Origin of the sequence: Halomonas alkalisoli (assembly GCF_021412585.1) — a bacterium.
Taxonomy (GTDB): domain Bacteria; phylum Pseudomonadota; class Gammaproteobacteria; order Pseudomonadales; family Halomonadaceae; genus Halomonas; species Halomonas alkalisoli.
The window spans coordinates 137,229-153,218 of record NZ_JAKCMI010000044.1; the positions used below are offsets into that span (position 1 = coordinate 137,229).

Annotated in this window: 16 protein-coding genes; 10 read left to right on the forward strand and 6 right to left on the reverse strand. The window is 68.1% G+C overall.

All coding sequences use genetic code 11. The features are described 5' to 3' along the window. Positions 1-49: 49 nt before the first annotated feature. A complete protein-coding gene (gene cra / locus LY622_RS20670) occupies positions 50-1,051 on the forward strand; it encodes a catabolite repressor/activator (RefSeq protein ID WP_234292617.1) in 1,002 nt (333 codons plus the stop codon). Between the two features lie 51 nt (positions 1,052-1,102). Here cra and LY622_RS20675 read toward each other — a convergent pair whose 3' ends face one another. From LY622_RS20675 to LY622_RS20700, 6 genes are all read right to left on the reverse strand, one after another. After that, positions 1,103-2,062 carry a carbohydrate kinase family protein gene (locus LY622_RS20675; RefSeq protein WP_234292618.1) on the reverse strand — a complete coding sequence of 320 codons (960 nt, stop codon included), beginning with the start codon at positions 2,060-2,062 and terminating at the stop codon, positions 1,103-1,105. Positions 2,063-2,164: 102 nt separating this feature from the next. Next, entirely contained in the window at positions 2,165-3,040 is an 876-nt protein-coding gene (locus tag LY622_RS20680) for an aldo/keto reductase (RefSeq protein ID WP_234292619.1), read from the reverse strand. Continuing rightward, positions 3,037-3,993 carry a D-hexose-6-phosphate mutarotase gene (locus LY622_RS20685; protein WP_234292620.1) on the reverse strand — a complete coding sequence of 319 codons (957 nt, stop codon included), beginning with the start codon at positions 3,991-3,993 and terminating at the stop codon, positions 3,037-3,039. The genes LY622_RS20680 and LY622_RS20685 overlap by 4 nt, the downstream gene beginning before the upstream one ends. Positions 3,994-4,012: 19 nt before the next feature. Beyond that, positions 4,013-4,981: a glucokinase gene (gene glk / locus LY622_RS20690; protein WP_234292621.1), complete on the reverse strand. Its 969-nt coding sequence runs from the start codon at positions 4,979-4,981 to the stop codon at positions 4,013-4,015. Next, a complete protein-coding gene (gene edd, locus LY622_RS20695; RefSeq protein ID WP_234292622.1) occupies positions 4,978-6,867 on the reverse strand; it encodes a phosphogluconate dehydratase in 1,890 nt (629 codons plus the stop codon). The genes glk and edd overlap by 4 nt, the downstream gene beginning before the upstream one ends. A gap of 116 nt (positions 6,868-6,983) precedes the next feature. Then, positions 6,984-8,378 (reverse strand): aldehyde dehydrogenase family protein, encoded by a 1,395-nt coding sequence (locus tag LY622_RS20700; protein ID WP_234292623.1) that lies wholly within the window; start codon positions 8,376-8,378, stop codon positions 6,984-6,986. A 118-nt stretch (positions 8,379-8,496) separates the two neighbouring features. On the opposite strand from LY622_RS20700, the gene LY622_RS20705 reads away from it, so the two are divergent. The 9 genes from LY622_RS20705 to LY622_RS20745 are packed head-to-tail and all read left to right on the forward strand — an operon-like array spanning position 8,497 to position 15,847. Next, positions 8,497-9,630 (forward strand): GNAT family N-acetyltransferase, encoded by a 1,134-nt coding sequence (locus LY622_RS20705; protein WP_234292624.1) that lies wholly within the window; start codon positions 8,497-8,499, stop codon positions 9,628-9,630. A gap of 59 nt (positions 9,631-9,689) precedes the next feature. Then, positions 9,690-10,046, forward strand: coding sequence for a cell division protein FtsB (gene ftsB / locus LY622_RS20710; RefSeq protein ID WP_234292625.1), 357 nt, complete (start codon positions 9,690-9,692; stop codon positions 10,044-10,046). Beyond that, a complete protein-coding gene (gene ispD / locus LY622_RS20715; RefSeq protein ID WP_234292626.1) occupies positions 10,039-10,776 on the forward strand; it encodes a 2-C-methyl-D-erythritol 4-phosphate cytidylyltransferase in 738 nt (245 codons plus the stop codon). Before ftsB ends, ispD begins: the two co-directional genes overlap by 8 nt. Continuing rightward, complete coding sequence (gene ispF / locus LY622_RS20720; RefSeq protein WP_234292627.1) at positions 10,777-11,283, forward strand: 2-C-methyl-D-erythritol 2,4-cyclodiphosphate synthase; 507 nt, start codon at positions 10,777-10,779, stop codon at positions 11,281-11,283. Continuing rightward, a complete protein-coding gene (truD, locus tag LY622_RS20725) occupies positions 11,280-12,350 on the forward strand; it encodes a tRNA pseudouridine(13) synthase TruD (RefSeq protein WP_234292628.1) in 1,071 nt (356 codons plus the stop codon). Before ispF ends, truD begins: the two co-directional genes overlap by 4 nt. A gap of 37 nt (positions 12,351-12,387) precedes the next feature. Beyond that, complete coding sequence (gene surE / locus LY622_RS20730; protein WP_114477201.1) at positions 12,388-13,134, forward strand: 5'/3'-nucleotidase SurE; 747 nt, start codon at positions 12,388-12,390, stop codon at positions 13,132-13,134. Further along, a complete protein-coding gene (locus LY622_RS20735; RefSeq protein ID WP_234292629.1) occupies positions 13,121-13,801 on the forward strand; it encodes a protein-L-isoaspartate(D-aspartate) O-methyltransferase in 681 nt (226 codons plus the stop codon). Before surE ends, LY622_RS20735 begins: the two co-directional genes overlap by 14 nt. Next, positions 13,798-14,784 (forward strand): DUF368 domain-containing protein, encoded by a 987-nt coding sequence (locus tag LY622_RS20740; RefSeq protein WP_234292630.1) that lies wholly within the window; start codon positions 13,798-13,800, stop codon positions 14,782-14,784. Before LY622_RS20735 ends, LY622_RS20740 begins: the two co-directional genes overlap by 4 nt. Further along, on the forward strand, positions 14,777-15,847 hold the full coding sequence (locus LY622_RS20745) for a peptidoglycan DD-metalloendopeptidase family protein (RefSeq protein WP_234292631.1): 1,071 nt from the start codon (positions 14,777-14,779) through the stop codon (positions 15,845-15,847). The genes LY622_RS20740 and LY622_RS20745 overlap by 8 nt, the downstream gene beginning before the upstream one ends. The last annotated feature ends 143 nt before the right edge of the window (positions 15,848-15,990 follow it).

Below are 15,990 nucleotides of genomic sequence, written 5' to 3' on the forward strand. Positions count from 1 at the left end.
CGACTTTGGCAGGGGTAGGGTTTCTTCGGCACTCACAGTGAGGATGTTCATGACTCTCGTCGAAATCGCCCGGCTGGCCGGTGTTTCGCGCACCACGGCCAGCTATGTGATCAACGGCAAGGCCGCGGAGCGGCGCATCAGCCAGGATACCGTCGACCGGGTCATGGCCGTGGTGAGGGAGCACCGCTACCAGGTCGATGCCCAGGCGGCGGCACTACGCCGTGGCTCGAGTCGCACGCTTGGCTTGATCATTCCCGACCTGGAGAATGTCAGCTATGCGCGACTCGCCAAGCGACTGGAGCGCGGCGCGCGAGAGCAGGGCTACCAGTTGCTGATTGCAGGCTCCGAAGACCAGCCGGAGAGCGAATGCGACCTGGCACTGGCATTGCGCGCCCAGCGCTGTGAGGTGCTGATCACCGCCAGTTGCCTGCCTATGGACGACCCCTTCTACGCCGAGCTGATGGCTGATGGACTGCCGGTGGTCGCCGTGGACCGTGGCTTCGATCCCCAGCGCTTCGCCTGCGTGGTGAGCAACGACCGGGACGCCGCCGAGCGGCTGACGCGCTCGGTGCTGGGCGGTGACGTGGCCAGCGTGGCCTGGCTGGATGCGGTACCGGGACTCTCGATCACGCACGAGCGCCGCGCCGGTTTCCAGCAGGCGCTATTGGGCAGCGACGCTGCCGTCTTTGCCTGTTGCGCGGAGCGCTACGAGCGCGACGAGGGAGCTCGGCTGATGCGCGAGCTGCTCGCCGAGCGTGGCCTGCCCGATGCCCTGGTCACCGCCTCCTATACGCTGCTGGACGGCGTCTTCGATGTGCTGCTGGAAGAGGGCGGGCTGCCGCCGTCGCTGCGCATGGCGACCTTCGGCGACAACCGGCTCCTCGACTTCCTGCCGCTGCCGGTCAATTCGGCGGTGCAGGACCACGACCGCATCGCTGCCGCCGCCCTGACCGCCGCCCTGGCCGCCGCCAGGGGCGACTATCGCCCTGGCCAGCAGATGGTTTCTCGCACCCTGCGCTGGCGTCTGCCGGAGCGGCTGCCGCTTGGCTGAGTGGTCAGCGGCGACATGAGCCAGCCGGTGCGGCTTTCTTCAGCGACGAATTTACTGCCGCAGATGTGCCAGATCTCCTCGATCAGGCAGCGCGGCATAGGCACCGGGGCGTGTCACGGCGTGGGCGCCGCAGCGACAGGCGAACTCGACGGTGCGCCTGAGAAAGGCGTCGTCCTGGTGCCAGTCACCTTCGATACCCCGTTCGGCCAGTTCCGCCAGCAGGCCGCCGATGAAGGCGTCGCCCCCGGCGGTGGTATCCACGGCCTGCACCCTGGGCGGGTCGACCCGGAAATCCCTGCCGACCCCCAATGTACGTACCGGGCCCGCTCCATCGGTGATCACGATCAGCTTCACGCCGGCGGCGAGCCGCTCGGCCAGCCAGGCTTCCACCGGGTGATCGCCACGCAGATAGTCGAGTTCATCGGTTGAGAGCTTGACCAGCCCGGCCTGGTCGAGCAGGCGGGTGGTCAGGGTGATGTCGGCAACACCGCTCTCCCAGAGGTTGTGCCGGAGGTTGGCGTCCACGCTGACCAGGCAGCCGGCACGATTGGCCATGTCGGCCATGGCCAGGGTGGTCTCGCCAATATCGGATTCGGTCAGGCTGTTGGTACAGAAGTGCACGATGGCGGGGTGGGCGAAGATCCCTGCCGGCAGGTGTTCGAGCCGATACAGCAGATCGGCGGCGGGCGGCCGGTAGAAGTCGAAGGTGCGCTCGCCCGCCGCGTCGCGGGAGACGAAGGCCAGTGCCGTACGCGCCTCGCGGGTACGTGCCGTGCCCGAGAGGTCGACACCGTGGGCCGCAAGCTCCGCGGCGATGAAATCGCCAAAGTAGTCATCACCCAGCATGCCGAGAAAACGGCTCGGGACCCCCAGTCGGGCGCAGGCCACGGCTACGTTGGCCGGGGCGCCGCCGGCATAGGGTGTGAAGGTCTCGGGGCCCTCGGTGGCGTCGCCGAGGCGGCTGGAGAGCATGTCGACGAGGGCCTCGCCGAAGGCGATCACTGGGGTCATGGTGGTGTCCTCGATAGTGGTTCGTGGCGTCACTGTCTGGTGGTGTCATGATTTTGGTGGGGCATGGTTTGGATGCGTCGTGGTTCAAGCGGTGCGGCCGAGTCAGGCGACGTCGTGGCCGCGGGCGGCCTCGAGCAGGGCATACCAGGCCGGGCGGTCGAGCGTGAGGCCGGCGTCCGCGGCGAGCGCCGCGAGGCGCTCGGGCTTGAGGCTGCCGACCACCGGCACAGGGCGGCCGGGCAGGGCGCGCAGCCAGGCCAGGGCCAGGCCGGCGGGGGTCACGCCGTACTCACCGGCCAGCCTCAGTAGCAGCGGGCGCGCCGGGCCCTGGAGTACCCGGCCGCCGCCCAGGGGGGACCAGATCATCGGTGCCAGGCCGTCGGCCACCAGGGCATCGAAACTGCCGTCGAACAGCGGGGCGGGGTGATCCAGCGAGAGCTGCAGCTGGTGGGCCGCCAGGCGCCGATGCATGGCACCCTGCAGGCGGCGCCACTGCTCAGGCAGGAAATTGGAGACCCCGGCGGCGCCGATCTTGCCCGCGGCGATGGCGTCGTCCAGCACCCGGCCGGTAGCCTCGACATCCATCAGCGGGTCGGGGCGATGGAGCAGGAAGTGGTCGAGCCGTTCCACGCCGAGCCGTGCCAGCGAGCCGTCGATGGCATGCGCCAGATAGGCCGGCGAGCTGTCGTAGTGCTTGACCCGGTGGGCAGACGCGTCGCGCTCCGGGGTGACGATGCTCGCCTTGGTAACCACCTTCACCCGGTTGGCGAGCCCGGGGCGGGCACCCAGGGCGGCGCCGAACAGCGCCTCGCCCTGGCGGTCGCCATAGATGTCGGCGTGGTCGAACCAGTCGTGCCCCTCGTCGAGGCGGGCCTCGATCCAGTCGGCCAGCCGCGCCGGGGGATGCAGCGCCGGTTCCTCGTGCAGCCGCATCATGCCCAGCAGGAAGGGCACATCGAAGGTGGCGGCGGTGCTCATGCGCCGGACTCGCGGGCGCCCTCATCCAGAGAGAGCGTGGTGCCCAGCAGGTGCTGGGCACCGGGTACCAGCCACACCGGGTCCAGGCGGGTATTGGCCGATTCCACGCAGAGGAAGCGGCGCGAGGCCCCCGCCGGCGTATCGTCGGGGGGCGCCTCGCCCGGATGCCAGACCACGGCGGAGTCGCTGCCCTGGCGGGCGACCCGCAGGCGCCGGTTGCCATCGTCGAGAGTCAGCTCGGCATTGGTGTGGTAGATGCGGTCGAGGCCGCCACGCACGGCCAGTTCGCCCTGCTGGTCACGCTCGGCGAAGCCGGCCAGCTTGTCCAGATAGCGGGCCCCGGCCAGCCCCTCCAGGCGACAGGCGAAGCTGTCGGTCACGGCGAGGTAGGTATGCAGGGCGCCGCTCAGCTTGACCGGGGTCTCGCCGACATGCTCGGTGATCAGCTCCACGTGCAGGCGGCGGGCGTTGGCCTGTATCACCGCACGGGGGGCCAGCTGGGTGTGCAGGGGCTCGGCGGGAGAGAGGTGCAGCTCGATGCCATCTTCGTGTTCATCCACGGCGTCCAGCCGCCAATCGGCCTTGCGCGCCGGGCCGTGGAAGGGCCCCGACCGGTCAGGTGTCTCGTCGGCGGCCCTGTCGTCGGCAAACCAGGGCCAGCACAGCGGGATGCCGCCGCGAATGGCGTCGGGCAGCGGTTGCGGCGTCGGCGTCACCCACAGCCAGCCGCCGGGCACCAGGGCCTCTTCCTGCTCACCCGGGCCGGCAGCGTCGGTGTCAGCGAGCGTGGCTTCGGACGCGTAAGGATGATAGTGAAGCACCTGGGCACCCTGCAGGCAGACGGCAAGTTCGCCCCAGCTTTCGCGAGCCAGCCACACGGGGCGGCCGGCCCATTCACACTGACGCTGGCCATCGGTCTCGTCGAGCAGGGCTCGCAGGCGTGACGGAATCATTCGCTCTCCTAGTTTCAGGTCATTCCACTTCTTCGTTGCGCAGGGCCTCGGCGGCGCCCAGCAATCCGGGCCAGGGGGCGGTGACCACGTGAACCGGGATGGCGCGGGTGTAGTCGCTCATGCGCCCCTTGGCGGTGAAGGCTTCCACGAAACGGCTCTGGGGCAGCCAGTCGAGCAGCCTTGGCAGGATGCCGCCGCAGAGATAGACCCCGCCGCGTGCGCCCATGACCAGGGCCGCATCGCCACTGATGTCGCCGAGGATCTTCAGGAAACGCAGTAGCGTATCACGCGCGATGCCGTCTCCGTGCGAAGCGGCCTCGGTCACTTCGGCAGGCGTGGCATGGCGCGGCGGCGCCCCCTTCAGCGAGCAGTGGGCCAGGTAGAGGTCGAGCAGCCCCTGGCCGCAGAGGATGCGTTCCACCGAGACCCGCCCATAGCGGTTGCGGAAATGGCGCAGCAGGTTCTGCTCGCGTTCGTCGGTGGGGGCGAAGGTGAAGTGGCCGCCCTCGGTGGGCAGCGGTATCCAGGCGTGGCGTCCCGGGAAGATGCCGGCCACGCCCAGGCCGGTGCCGGGGCCGATCACCAACTGGACGCTGTGCTCGCGGGCCTCTCCCGGCTGGACTTCAACCAGGTCGTCGGGCCCCAGATGGGGCACGCCCAGCGCCTGGGCGGTGAAGTCGTTGATCACCTTCAGTCGCGTCAGCCCGAGTGACGCCTGTGCCTCGCGCCGGGAAAAGGCCCAGTGATTGTTGGTCATGCGCACCCGGTCGCCATCGATGGGGCAGGCGAAGGCGAGGCAGGCCTCTTCCGGTGCCTGGGCCCCGTTCTGATCGACCTTCGCCAGATAGTCGCGCACGGCTTCCACCACGCCGGGATAGTCGGCGCAGGGCAGGGTCTGGATGTCATGGGGCTCGAAGGCGCCCGGCGCCACCAGCGCGAAGCGCGCGTTGGTGCCACCGATGTCTCCGATCAGCGCCGGTCGGGTCATTGATCCTCCTGCTCGATCGTTTCGAGCTGCCGTGCCAGTACCTCCGCCTCGAAGCCGCCGAACACGCCGGCTCCCTCTTCGGCCTTCGCGGCCAGATGGCGGAAACCGCCGAACAGCTCGCGGCCCATGCCGAAGTGGCTATGTTCCAGGTTGATGTCGACGAAGGGGCGGCCGTTGAACTCGGCGGCATCGACCAGCACGCGCAGCTCGCCGCTGTCGGCATCCAGGCGCACCACGTCACCGTCGCGAAGCTTGGCCAGCGGGCCGCGATCGACCGCCTCGGGGGTCACATGGATGGCAGCCGGCACCTTGCCGGACGCGCCCGACATGCGGCCGTCGGTGACCAGTGCGACCCGGTAGCCGCGATCCTGGAGCACGCCCAGGAAGGGGGTGAGCTTGTGCAGTTCCGGCATGCCGTTGGCCTTGGGGCCCTGGAAGCGAACCACCACCACCACGTCGCGGTCGAGCTCCCCCGACTCGAACGCCGCCTTCACCTGATTCTGGTCGTCGAACAGCTTGACCGGCGCCTCGATGACGCGGTGCTCCTGCTTGACCGCCGAGATCTTGATCACGCCGCGGCCGAGGTTGCCGTCGAGCACCGTGAGGCCGCCGGTGGGGGAGAAGGGAGCTGCCACCGGACGCAGCACATCTCGGTCGTGGCTCTCCGTGGGGCCTTCGCGCCACACCAGCTTGCCCTCCTCGAGGAAGGGTTCCTGGGTATAGGCGTGCAGGTCGGTGCCGAACACCGTGGGAATGTCGCCATGGATGAGGCCGGCATCGAGCAGCTCGCGAATCAGCAGGCTCATCCCGCCGGCGGCCTGGAAGTGATTCACGTCGGCCTGGCCGTTGGGATAGATGCGGGTCATGCTGGGCACTACCGCCGAGAGCTCGGTGAAGTCGTCCCAGTCGATGGTGATGCCCGCCGCGCCGGCCATGGCCACCAGGTGCAGGGTGTGGTTGGTGGAGCCCCCCGAGGCGAGCAGGCCGACCATGGCATTGACGATGGCGCGCTCGTCGATCTGGCGGTAGAACGGGCGGTAGTCGCCGCTCTGCTCGGTGTTGCGAATCGCCTGCTCCGTGGCGTAGCGGGTCAGGGCGTCACGCAGCGGCGTGCCGGGATTGACGAAGGAGGCGCCGGGCAGGTGTAGCCCCATCATCTCCATCATCAGCTGGTTGGAGTTGGCGGTGCCGTAGAAGGTACAGGTGCCGGGGCTGTGATAGGACTGGGACTCTGCCTCCAGCAGCTCGTCGCGACCCACCTTGCCCTCGGCATAGAGCTGCCTGATGCGCGCCTTCTCGTTATTGGGCAGGCCACTGGTCATGGGGCCACCTGGCACGAACACCGCCGGCAGGTGGCCGAAACGGGCCGCGCCGATGAACAGGCCGGGTACGATCTTGTCGCAGATCCCCAGATAGAGCACGGCGTCGAACATGTTGTGGGAAAGTGCCACGGCGGTGGCCATGGCGATCACGTCGCGGGAGAAGAGCGACAGTTCCATGCCCGGCTGCCCCTGGGTCACGCCATCACACATCGCCGGCACACCGCCGGCAAACTGTGCCGTGGAACCCATCCCGCGTGCCGCCTCCTTGATGGCGGCGGGGTAGTCCTCGAAGGGCTGGTGGGCGGAAAGCATGTCGTTATAAGACGAAACGATGCCCAGGTTGGCGCTGTTCGTCAGCTTGAGCCGGTCCTTGTCGGTGGCGACATCGCAGCCGGCGAAGCCGTGAGCCAGGTTGCCGCAGGAGAGCTCGCCACGATGTACGCCCTGGCTGTGCTGGGCCGCCATGTGGGCTTCGTAGAGCTTGCGCCGCTCGTGTGAACGCTTGCGAATGCGCTCGGTAACCTGGTGGACGGTTGAGTGAAGAGCTGCGGATGGGCGAGCCATGGGGTACCTCGCATCGTTGAGTGGCATTTGCGGTAAGTTTACAGATTATCGCGCACTTTTCCCCGTCATGATACGTGCCTTTCGGCTACTATGTAGTTTTATTACGTATTTTTTGCTCAAAACCCCATCAGCCGGTAGAGCCAGTGCCGGTAGGGCGGGTTGAGCAGTCTCACGCTGCTGCGCCTGGCCTGAAGGAAGACGCTGCGCTGGTGGCTGAAGCGCAGGAAACCGGCCTCCCCCTGGTACCCACCCATGCCGCTCCCGCCCACGCCGCCGAACGGCAGGTTGGGTACGGCGTTATGCCAGAGCGTATCGTTGAAGACGACGCCGCCGGAGTGGGTGTCCTCGAGGATGCGCCTGCGCTGCTCGGGGTCGTTGGTAAAGGCGTAGAGCGCCAGCGGGCGAGGCCGTTCGTGAACGAAGGCTATGGCATGATCCAGGTCGCCGATGCCGATAATCGGCAGCCAGGGGCCGAAGATCTCCTCACGCATGATGGCCAGCTCGCCATGCGGGTCGATCACCAGCGTCGGCGGCAGCTTGGCGCCCCGGCTGAGTTCGACCGTCTCGCCCAGCGGGATCACCCTGCAGCCGTGATCCTGCGCTTCTTCCAGCATGGCATCGAGTCGCTCGCGGTGCGACTCGCCGACGATGGCGCTGTAGTCGTCGCCGGCCGGGCCGCTGGGGTGAAAGCGCTTCACCACTTGGGTCAGGGCCGCCACGAAGGCGGTCAGATGCGGCTCATGCACCAGCACATAGTCCGGTGCGAGGCGGGTCTGGCCGGCATTCAACCACTTGCCGAAGGCGAGGCGCTCGGCCGCCTGCTCCAGGTCGGCATCGGCGCCGATGATGACCGGGGTCTTGCCGCCCAGCTCCAGCGTGACCGGGGTGAGGTTTGCGGCGGCGGCCAGGGCGACCTCCCGCCCGGCCCGGTCGTCGCCGGTGAACAGCAGGTGGTCGAAGGGCAGGGTGGCGAAGGCCCGCCCCGTGCCCGCGTCGCCGGTGATGACCTTGAGTTCCTGTGGGGAGAAGTAGTGTTCGGCCAGCCGTGCCATCAGGGCACTGGTCGTCGGCGATCTTTCGCTGGGCTTGATCATCACCCGGTTGCCGGCCGCCAGGGCATCCACCGCGGGCAGCAGGGCCAGGCTCCAGGGCGAGTGGCTGGGGGCGATGATGCCCACCGTGCCCAGAGGCTGCCGATGTACGCGCACGCGGGCCGGCCATAGCCGCCAGGGCACGGCCGCTCGGCTGGGCCGCATCCAGCGCTTGAGGTGTCGGCGAGCATGGCGCACGGCCTGAAGCACCCGGGCGATGTCCAGCAGCCGGGTCTCGGCCTCGGGGCGATAGCCGAAGTCCTGGCGAATCGCCTTGATGATGTCCTGACGATGCTCCCGGGTCATGTCGCCCAGTCGTCTCAGGCGGTCGCGGCGCACGGCGAGGCTCGGGTAGCGCTCGGCATCGAAGGCCTGGCGCTGCGCGTCGAGGTGCGCCGACAGCTGGCTGGCGTCGGCCATTCGCGTCTCCCTGTATGAGGGTGATGGAAGGAGTGGGTGGGTCTGGGCACAATGTAGGCGGTTTGCCGGTCGCTTGTCAGCCGGCGGTATCGGTCATCACCGAAAAAGCAGGAGTCGCATGTCCGAGCTCGTCCTGAAAAAGCTCCCCGCCATCGAGGCAGTGACAGCCGATGCGTGGAACGCCCTGGTTGGCCACGATCATCCCTTCCTGCGCCATGAATTCCTCCATGCCCTGGAGGCCAGCGGCTCGGTGGGAGCCGCCACGGGCTGGGAGCCGCGCCACCTGACGCTGTGGCGGGGCGAGGCACTGGTCGGGGCCATGCCGCATTACCACAAGTATCACTCCTACGGCGAGTATGTCTTCGACTGGAACTGGGCGGACGCCTGGGAGCGCGCCGGCGGGCGCTACTACCCCAAGGGGCTGACGGCGATTCCCTTCACGCCGGCGCCGGGCCCGCGGCTGGCGCTGGCGGAAGGGGTCGACCCGCTGGTGGCCCGGAACCTGCTCGCCAGCGCCTGGGAGAGCGGCTCGCTGTCGAGCTGGCACCTGCTGTTTGCCGAGCGGGAGGAGGTGGACAGCTGGCTGGCGGCCAGGCCGACGCTGGTGGTCCGCCACGGGGTCCAGTTCCAGTGGCAGGACCGGGGCTACGGCGACTTTGCCGGCTTTCTGGCGGCCATGACCTCGAAGCGGCGCAAGGCGATCCGCCGCGAGCGACGCCTGGTCGCCGAGCAGGGGCTGACCCTGCACCGCCTGGAGGGCGAGGCGATCGGCGCGGAGGACCTGGCGCACTTCTACCGCTGCTACGAGATCACCTATCTGGAGCGCGGCCGCCATGGCTATCTGAATCTCGATTTCTTTCAGCGGCTGCACCGTACGCTGCCCGAGGCGCTGGTGCTGGTTCAGGCGCGCCTGGAAGGCAGGCCGGTGGCCGCCGCGCTCTGCCTGCAGGGTAGCCGGACACTTTACGGACGCTACTGGGGCAGTGAGGTGGTGGCCGACTCCCTGCATTTCGAGGCCTGCTACTACCAGGGTATCGAGCACTGTCTGGCCCGGGGCCTGACCCGCTTCGACCCCGGCACACAGGGCGAGCACAAGCTGAGCCGCGGCTTCGCACCGCATCGGTTGCGCTCGCTGCACTATCTGGCCGATCCGGGGCTGCGTGCGGCCGTGGCGCGATTCTGTGACGAGGAGCAGCGCCATGTGGCGGCCTACAGTCGGATCGCGGAGCAGGCACTACCGTTCAGGGCGTGAGCCGGCGGGACGAAGGTGGCATAATGGCGACCGTTTCGAATCAGTGAGGAAGGACCCCGATGCTCAAGTGGCTCGCCATCGCCCTGCTAGTGATGCTGGCGCTGCTGCAATACCGGCTGTGGTTCGGCGACAGCGGGGTGCAGGAGTTGCGCGAGATCCGCGAGCGGGTCGCCGCGCTGGATGCCGACAACAAGCCGTTGCGCGATCGCAATGCGCGTCTCGGCGCCGAAGTGGTCGACCTCAAGACCGGGCTGGACGCCATCGAGGAGCGGGCCCGCAGCGATATCGGCATGGTGCGTACCGACGAGCACTTCTACTGGGTTCCGGGCGTGGTGATCGAGGGCAGCCTGGTGGAGGCGAACGCCGGCCTGGTTCGCCAGCCCTCCTCCACTTCCGGAGCCGCTGCCGATGAGTGAAGCGCTCTGGCTGGTGGTGCCTGCCGCGGGGCAGGGGCGGCGGATGGGCGCCCAGCGGCCCAAGCAGTACCTGACCCTGGCGGGCAAGCCGGTCATGGCCCATACCCTGTCGCGCCTGCACCAGGCCTTTCCCACGGCGCGGCTGTGCCTCTGCCTCGACCCGGACGATGCCCTGTTCGACCCGGCCTGGGTGCCCTTCGCCCGCTGGCAGCGGGTGGCCGGCGGAGCCGAGCGGGCCGACTCCGTGGCTAACGCCCTGGCGGCACTGGTTGATCAGGCCGGCGACGAGGAGATGGTGCTGGTGCATGATGTGGCCAGGCCCTGTGTCACCGTCGATGACCTGGTGCGCCTGTACGAGGTCCTGCGCCACGATGCCGTGGGCGGCCTGCTTGCCGCCCCGGTGGCCGACACCATGAAGCGCGACGATGGCGCAGGACGGGTGGCCGCCACCGAGTCGCGGCAGGGGCTGTGGCATGCCATGACCCCCCAGGGCTTTCGCTACGGCCTGCTGTGCCGGGCCCTGGCGACGGCTCGACGGCAGGGGCTGGCCGTGACCGACGAGGCATCCGCCGTGGAGGCGCTGGGCCTGGCGCCGCGCCTGGTGGCCGGTCGGCGGGACAATCTCAAGATCACTCATCCAGAAGACCTGGCGCTGGCGGCACGGATACTCGCGGCTGAGCACGCCGAGGGGCCGGGCGACGCTGCCGCGTCCTGCAGGGAGAAGCGCTAGATGTTCAGAATCGGTCATGGATTCGATGTGCACCGCTTCGGCGAAGGCGATCACCTGATGATCGGCGGCGTCGCCATTCCCTTCGGGCAGGGCTTCGTCGCCCACTCCGATGGCGACGTGCTGCTGCATGCCGTCTGCGATGCCCTGCTTGGCGCCTGCGCCCTGGGTGATATCGGCCGTCACTTTCCCGATACCGAGGCGGCCTGGGCGGGCGCCGACAGCCGTGCCTTGTTGCGACACGTACACGGCCTGGTCTCTGATGCCGGCTACCGGGTCGGCAACGTGGATGCCACGGTCATCGCCCAGGCGCCCAGGCTGGCGCCGCACATCGCCGCCATGGTGGCCTGTATTGCCGCCGACCTTGCCCTCGAGCCGAGTGCGGTCAACGTCAAGGCGACCACCACGGAGCGGCTGGGCTTCACGGGACGTGGCGAGGGCATCGCCGCCGAGGCGGTGGTGCTGCTGGCCCGTGATGACCAGGCAGCGACAGCGGGGGCCTCACGATGACCCCGGCCGGCAAGGCCGACCCCTGGCCCCGGGTGCTGGATGCCGACTTCGGCCCGCCGCCGACCGGCGACTATCGCGCCACCCCGGAGGATTTCGTCGTCGAGGAAATCCTCGACTTCGCCCCGGAGGGGCAGGGGGAGCACCTCTGGCTCTGGATAGAGAAGCGGGGGCTCACCACCCTGGAGGTGGTGCGCCATCTGGCTCGCGCCTGTGAGGTGACGCAGCGCGCCGTGGGCTACGCCGGCATGAAGGATCGCATCGCCGTGACCCGGCAGTGGCTGTCGGTGCATCTGCCGGGCCGCGAGGGCCCCGGTGACCTGGCCGAGCGCCTGGCGACCCACGGCGTGCAGGTGCTGGAGCAGGTGCGCCATCCCCGCAAGCTCAAGCGTGGCGTTCACCGCGGCAACCGCTTCTCGCTGGTCATCACCGGGGAGGCGGTGCAGGCGCCCGGCCTGGAGGCGCGCTGGGAGTGGCTGTGCCGGCATGGCGCACCCAACGGCTTCGGCCCGCAGCGCTTCGGCCCCGACGGCCGTAACCTGGCGCGAGCGCGGGCGGTGTTGGCCCGCGGCTGGCGCAAGCGGGACGATCGGGAGGGCATGATGCTCTCCACCGCTCGCAGCTATCTGTTCAACGAGCTGCTGGCCATGCGCCAGGGGGACGGCAACTGGGACCGGTTGCTGCCAGGGGAGGTGGCGATGCTCGATGGTACCGCCAGCCAGTTCGTTGTCGAAACCGTCGATGCTGAGCTGGCCGAGCGAGCCGCCCGACTCGACCTGCACCCAAGCGGGGTGCTCTGGGGCGTCGGCTCGTCGGCCACCGCCGGCAGCGCGGCGGAGTACGAGCAGCGCCTGCGCGAGCGCCATGGCCCGCTCTGCGATGGCCTGGAGAGCGCCGGGGTGAAGCTGGCCCGACGGCCCCTGCGCATGCGCCTGGGTAAGCCCCGTCTGAGTCGCGAGCCGGCGTGCCTGCGGCTCGATTTCATCCTGCCGCGTGGCAGCTTTGCCACGGCGGTACTGCGCGAGCTGATCGAGAACCCGACATTGGGTGCGACACCGGCGCTCGCTTGAACTGAAACCGAGCTCCTGGGGAGACGAGAACATACCGATGCGCAGACTCTTGCTATCCAATGACGACGGGGTGCACGCCCCGGGACTGCGCGCTCTGTACGACGCGCTGGACGCACACGCCCGCCTGCGGGTGGTGGCGCCCGACCGCGACCGCAGCGGTGCCAGCAACTCCCTGACGCTGAACCGGCCGCTGTCGCTGACGGCGCTGGACAACGGCTTTCACTGCGTGGACGGCACGCCGGCAGACTGCGTCTACCTGGGCGTCAACGCCCTGTGGGACGAGAAGCCCGACCTGGTGATCTCGGGGATCAATCATGGTGGCAACCTGGGCGACGACGTGCTCTATTCCGGTACCGTGGCAGCGGCCATGGAGGGGCGCAACCTGGGCATGGCGGCCATCGCCATGTCGCTGGTGGGATCTCGCCACTTCGATACCGCCGGCAGGGTGGCGGCGAGCCTGGTAGGCGCGGCGGACCAGCTGTCGTTGCCGCCGCGCAGCCTGCTCAACGTCAACGTGCCGGATCTCCCCTGGGACGAAATTCAGGGCTTTCGCGTGACCCGAATGGGCTATCGCGGGCCTGCCGAGCGACCCATGGAAGTTCGCGATCCACGTGGACGGCTGCGCTACTGGATTGCAGCCGTCGGCCGGAATGCCGATGATGGGCCGGATACCGACTTTGCCGCCGTCGAGGCGGGCTATGTGTCGATCACGCCGCTGCAGACCGATCTGACGCGTCATGCGGCCATCGAAGACGTGCAAGGCTGGCTGGATGCATTCACCTGAACAACTGCCCGAGCTGCTGCGCGGGGTCGGCATGACATCGCAGCGAACCCGAGACCGGATGGTCGCGCGCCTGGCCGACCAGGGTATCGAGGACGAGCGGGTGCTCACGGCCATGGCCAGTGAGCCGCGCCACCTGTTTCTCGATGAGGCGCTGTCGCACCGGGCCTACGAGGACACCTCGCTGCCCATCGGTCTGGGCCAGACGCTGTCCCAGCCCTGGATGGTGGCGCGGATGACCGAGCTGGTGCTGAATGAGTCTCCTCGGCGCGTACTGGAGATCGGTACCGGCTCCGGCTACCAAACGTTGATTCTTGCACGGCTGGTACCGGAACTCTGGTCCGTCGAACGAATCAATGCCTTGCATCACCGAGCGGCGGAGCGTCTGCGTCTTCTCAAGGCATACAACGTTCGACTGCGGCTGGCGGACGGGGGGCACGGCTGGTCCGAAGCGGCTCCCTTCGATGTCATACTGCTGACCGCCTGTGCTCAGGAGTTGCCGGATGTGCTGGTGTCCCAACTCGCCGATGGTGGCGTCATGATTCTGCCGCTGGCCGATGCCGGGGGAGAGCAATGGCTGACCCGAGTGCGTCGCGTCGGCAACCGACAAGAGGTCCAGCGGCTCGAGAGGGTTCGTTTCGTGCCGCTGCTGCAAGGAGTGATTCGTTGAAGCGTCAACTCAGTGTGTTCCTCAAGGGCGCCGGCATGGGGGCCGCGGATGCCGTTCCCGGGGTGTCCGGCGGCACCATTGCCTTCGTCACCGGCATCTACGAGGAGCTGATCCATACCATCAAGCAGTTCGGCCCCAGTGCCTTCATTGCCTGGCGTCGTGGCGGCCTTGCCTTGCTGGCCACCCACCTCAACCTGACGTTCGTGATTCCACTGCTGCTGGGCATCGTTGCCAGCCTGGTCACGGTGGCCCACCTGGTGGTGTGGCTGATGGAGGAGCATCCGCTGCTGCTCAACGGCTTCTTCTTCGGGCTGGTGGCCGCCTCGGCCATCGTGGTCAGTCGTCACCCCGCCGACTGGAAGCTGTGGCACCTGTTGCCTCTCGTCGTTGGACTGTTGCTGGCCCATGCGCTGCCTTCGCTGATGCCGGTCATCACCCTGTTGGGCAGCGAGGCATTGATGCTGATCGTGGGTGGCGCCATCGCCATCAGCGCCCTGCTGCTGCCCGGGGTCTCCGGCAGCTTCCTGCTCCTGACCATGGGGCTCTACGGCACGGTGATGGAAGGCATTCGCGGTTTCGACCTGGAGCTGCTGTCGATCTTCGCGGTGGGCTGCTTGATCGGCCTGTTCGGCTTTTCGCGCCTGCTGTCGTGGCTGCTGCACCATCATCACACCGCCACGATGCAGCTGCTGATCGGCTTCATCGTCGGCTCGCTGCCGGTGCTCTGGCCCTGGCGGGAGCTGGTTCGCTACCAGCTCGGCCCGCAAGGTCAGATGATACCCCTCGACTACCGCTACCTGACCCCCGGTGACTACGCCAACCTGACCGGGGAGCCCGGGTTGATGCTGCCGGTGCTGGCCACGATGCTGATCGGCGCCGTGCTGGTGCTGGCCCTGGCTGGCTATCATCGTGTGAGTTCTTCCGGCAAGGTGGCGGCCGGCCCTAAAACTGCGCCTGAAAAGGAGGATGGCTCCAATGCGTAAGGTATTACTGGTATCCGCCGTCGCCCTGGCGATGACCGGCTGTGCCGCTCAGCAGGAGCACTCCGCTCCCCAGGTTCGCGACCTCTCCGTGAGTCGCGAGCGTGCTTCTGTCAGCCAATACACCGTGGAGGCTGGCGATACGCTCTACGGCATCGCCTGGCGGCATGAGATGGACTACCGCGATCTGGCGCGTCTCAACCAGATCAGCCCCCCCTATAGGATCGAGCCAGGCCAGCAGCTGCGGCTGGACGAGAATGGCGCCGCTCGCCCCGGCAGTGAAGCACCCCGCGAGCAGCGCGATACGGAAGTTGCCGTGGCCACTGGCCTGGGCGGTGCCGCCGAGGCCGGCGATACCGATTGGTTGTTGCCCGATGATGAGGCCATCGAGCGCAGCCGTCGCCTGACCGCCGAGCCATTGGAGAGCGGTGAGCCGAGCCCGAGCCAGGCGGCGGTGGAGAGTGCCGGACAGGCCGCCGGGACACAGGCCGCCGTAGCGCGTCAGCCTGAGCCTGAGCCGGAGCGCCAGCCCGATCCCGCACCTGAGCCCACCGTGGAGCCTGAAGTGGCCGAAGCGCCGGCCCCTGTCGAGCAGCCCGAGCCGGCGGCGGTCGAGCCGGATGCGGGTACCGAGGTGGCGGGCGCGCCGGAACAACAGCCCGAGCGTGACGGTCGAAGCTACACGCCGGTGGAAGAGGTCGCCTGGCGGTGGCCGGCCGATGGCGCCCTGATCGGTCGCTTCGGTGAGGGGGGAAGTATCACCGCGGGCATTGATATCGAGGGGCAAAAGGGGCAACCTGTCAGAGCAGCCGGCCCGGGTATTGTGGTCTATGCGGGCAGCGGTGTGAGGGGCTACGGCAACCTCATCCTGCTCAAGCACAATGATCAGTACCTGAGTGCTTACGCCCACAACGACAGCCTCAGGGTAAGGGAGAACGATGTGGTCGAAGCCGGTGAAGTCATCGCCACCATGGGCGATAGCGACGCCGAAAGTGTCAGGCTGCATTTCGAGGTGCGCAAGGATGGCCAGCCTCAGGACCCCCTGAACTATCTACCGGAGCGATAGACCGTCGTTTCGGGCCATCTGCCGGGCAGCACGGCGACGTTATCGTCGCCGTGAATTACATAATAATAGAACGGTGCGTGCCGATAGATGATGTGGTGTATACCGGCACCTCAGGACGAAACAACGGGGTAGCAACCGATGAG

Excerpts from the sequence above, each read along its gene's own strand:
- cra (WP_234292617.1), top strand. The coding sequence starts at position 50 with ATGACTCTCGTCGAAATCGCCCGGCTGGCCGGTGTTTCGCGCACCACG.
- LY622_RS20675 (WP_234292618.1), bottom strand. The coding sequence starts at position 2,062 with ATGACCCCAGTGATCGCCTTCGGCGAGGCCCTCGTCGACATGCTCTCC.
- LY622_RS20680 (WP_234292619.1), bottom strand. The coding sequence starts at position 3,040 with ATGAGCACCGCCGCCACCTTCGATGTGCCCTTCCTGCTGGGCATGATG.
- LY622_RS20685 (WP_234292620.1), bottom strand. The coding sequence starts at position 3,993 with ATGATTCCGTCACGCCTGCGAGCCCTGCTCGACGAGACCGATGGCCAG.
- glk (WP_234292621.1), bottom strand. The coding sequence starts at position 4,981 with ATGACCCGACCGGCGCTGATCGGAGACATCGGTGGCACCAACGCGCGC.
- edd (WP_234292622.1), bottom strand. The coding sequence starts at position 6,867 with ATGGCTCGCCCATCCGCAGCTCTTCACTCAACCGTCCACCAGGTTACC.
- LY622_RS20700 (WP_234292623.1), bottom strand. The coding sequence starts at position 8,378 with ATGGCCGACGCCAGCCAGCTGTCGGCGCACCTCGACGCGCAGCGCCAG.
- LY622_RS20705 (WP_234292624.1), top strand. The coding sequence starts at position 8,497 with ATGTCCGAGCTCGTCCTGAAAAAGCTCCCCGCCATCGAGGCAGTGACA.
- ftsB (WP_234292625.1), top strand. The coding sequence starts at position 9,690 with ATGCTCAAGTGGCTCGCCATCGCCCTGCTAGTGATGCTGGCGCTGCTG.
- ispD (WP_234292626.1), top strand. The coding sequence starts at position 10,039 with ATGAGTGAAGCGCTCTGGCTGGTGGTGCCTGCCGCGGGGCAGGGGCGG.
- ispF (WP_234292627.1), top strand. The coding sequence starts at position 10,777 with ATGTTCAGAATCGGTCATGGATTCGATGTGCACCGCTTCGGCGAAGGC.
- truD (WP_234292628.1), top strand. The coding sequence starts at position 11,280 with ATGACCCCGGCCGGCAAGGCCGACCCCTGGCCCCGGGTGCTGGATGCC.
- surE (WP_114477201.1), top strand. The coding sequence starts at position 12,388 with ATGCGCAGACTCTTGCTATCCAATGACGACGGGGTGCACGCCCCGGGA.
- LY622_RS20735 (WP_234292629.1), top strand. The coding sequence starts at position 13,121 with ATGCATTCACCTGAACAACTGCCCGAGCTGCTGCGCGGGGTCGGCATG.
- LY622_RS20745 (WP_234292631.1), top strand. The coding sequence starts at position 14,777 with ATGCGTAAGGTATTACTGGTATCCGCCGTCGCCCTGGCGATGACCGGC.